Annotated in this window: 3 protein-coding genes and 1 pseudogene; 1 reads left to right on the forward strand and 3 read right to left on the reverse strand. The window is 39.0% G+C overall.

All coding sequences use genetic code 11. From position 1 onward, the window contains the following. Window positions 1–159: 159 nt before the first annotated feature. The 3 genes from L4B77_RS19955 to L4B77_RS19965 form a co-directional block, all read right to left on the reverse strand. Window positions 160–486 carry a hypothetical protein gene (locus L4B77_RS19955; protein WP_429752599.1) on the reverse strand — a complete coding sequence of 109 codons (327 nt, stop codon included), beginning with the start codon at window positions 484–486 and terminating at the stop codon, window positions 160–162. Window positions 487–513: 27 nt separating this feature from the next. After that, window positions 514–726, reverse strand: a complete 213-nt coding sequence (locus L4B77_RS19960; protein ID WP_429752601.1) for a hypothetical protein — start codon at window positions 724–726, stop codon at window positions 514–516. A 151-nt stretch (window positions 727–877) separates the two neighbouring features. Continuing rightward, window positions 878–1,120 carry a hypothetical protein gene (locus L4B77_RS19965; protein ID WP_429752603.1) on the reverse strand — a complete coding sequence of 81 codons (243 nt, stop codon included), beginning with the start codon at window positions 1,118–1,120 and terminating at the stop codon, window positions 878–880. 116 nt (window positions 1,121–1,236) lie between these two features. Here L4B77_RS19965 and L4B77_RS19970 point away from each other — a divergent pair. Beyond that, window positions 1,237–1,391 (forward strand): annotated as a pseudogene (locus L4B77_RS19970) (IS110 family transposase); the annotation flags it as partial.

The following is a 1,391-nucleotide window of genomic DNA, read 5'->3' on the forward strand; positions in this document are numbered from 1 at the left end:
ATCTTCATACTTACCAATACCTTTAAGCATATAACGCCCAATTAAGGGGTGAACAACGCCTCCACCCAAACCTAAAGCATTGTGCCATAAACACTAAATTTGAAGTAGAAGCAAAAACGCCAAGCGTTGTGAATCCCTCTTAAATTGCTTGTTATATTTTTATTCCACCTTTTTCTGAGAACCAACATAGCGATTTAGGCCAATACCCTTAATCTTTGAACGTCCCTTGTCTGAACGAAAAAATGGACCTGCACCAAAATCAAAGACAAATTCATTATTTGGTTTAATTTTAAGCTCACCTACATTCGCACGTTGCATTAGCCTACGAAGAAGGCGCTTTTCTCGCATAGTTGGTTCTTCACGTTCACTACGATCATATTTATTAACCCAGTCTTCCTCGAAGAACTTTTCGACTTCTGGGTATATCAGAACGAAAGCAGGCCTAACGCCATCAAACTCACAAAACGTGTAAGTGTATGATTGCATAACACAATCAAGGAGCTTTTTGACACTTTATTTACTTTGGGGATCTTTAATTTCAATGCCAACAGCTTCAATGTCGAAACCTAAATCAATGGCTTTCTGCTTAGGTCTAAGCAATAGATCTAATCTCAAAGGGCGCTCATCAAGTGGCCAACTACCGGAAACTTCTTCTTTAACTTCGAAATATTCACTTAGGAAGTTTTTCAGATACTTGCGAGCTTTGTCTTCTCTTTCTTGACTCATAGTTCCCTCTAAAATATAACGCCCAATTAAGGGGTGAACAACGCTACCACCCAAACCTAAAGCATTGTGCCATAAACGCTAAATTTGAAGTAGAAGCAAAAATGCCAAGCGTTGAGAATCCCTCTTGAATGCTTTGTTAGCCTTTTTGTTTTCAATGCTTCTCTACTTTGCCGCATTTGTCACAACGGTATAGTTTTTCTTTAGCAATATAGTAAGAAGAGCCGACTAAACCTCGCCAAAAAATTTCGAAAGTGAAGCCAAGCACTCGGATAAATGAAAACGTACTTGGCTTCTCTTTACTTTGTTCATCATCGTTAAATGTTGAAATCAAAGTATGAGGAGTTAATGCATTACAAGATGAACAGTTTAATGGGTATTTTTGGTACTTATTCATGTGCATTTCCTCTATATGATTCCACATGCTTGGAGAGAAGGCTAACGAATGACATGGATTCCCCCCTTCCGAGGATCTGCCACACTTATGTGGTACTTAATTGCACCGGAGGCACCATGTCTGATTTTTCTTATTTCTGCGGTATCGACCTAGCTAAAAACCACTTCAGTCTTCATGCCGTAGACAAAAATGGTAAGGTCATACTTCATAAGTCGGTAACTCGCTCTAAACTACTGACTACAATAGCAAATATGCCACTCATGCGTATAGG

This window comes from Vibrio minamisatsumaniensis (assembly GCF_050337445.1).
Lineage (GTDB): Bacteria > Pseudomonadota > Gammaproteobacteria > Enterobacterales > Vibrionaceae > Vibrio > Vibrio artabrorum.

What these genes read in the sequence shown, in the direction of transcription:
- L4B77_RS19955 (WP_429752599.1), bottom strand. Translation starts at nt 486, where the DNA reads ATGCAATCATACACTTACACGTTTTGTGAGTTTGATGGCGTTAGGCCT.
- L4B77_RS19960 (WP_429752601.1), bottom strand. Translation starts at nt 726, where the DNA reads ATGAGTCAAGAAAGAGAAGACAAAGCTCGCAAGTATCTGAAAAACTTC.
- L4B77_RS19965 (WP_429752603.1), bottom strand. Translation starts at nt 1,120, where the DNA reads ATGAATAAGTACCAAAAATACCCATTAAACTGTTCATCTTGTAATGCA.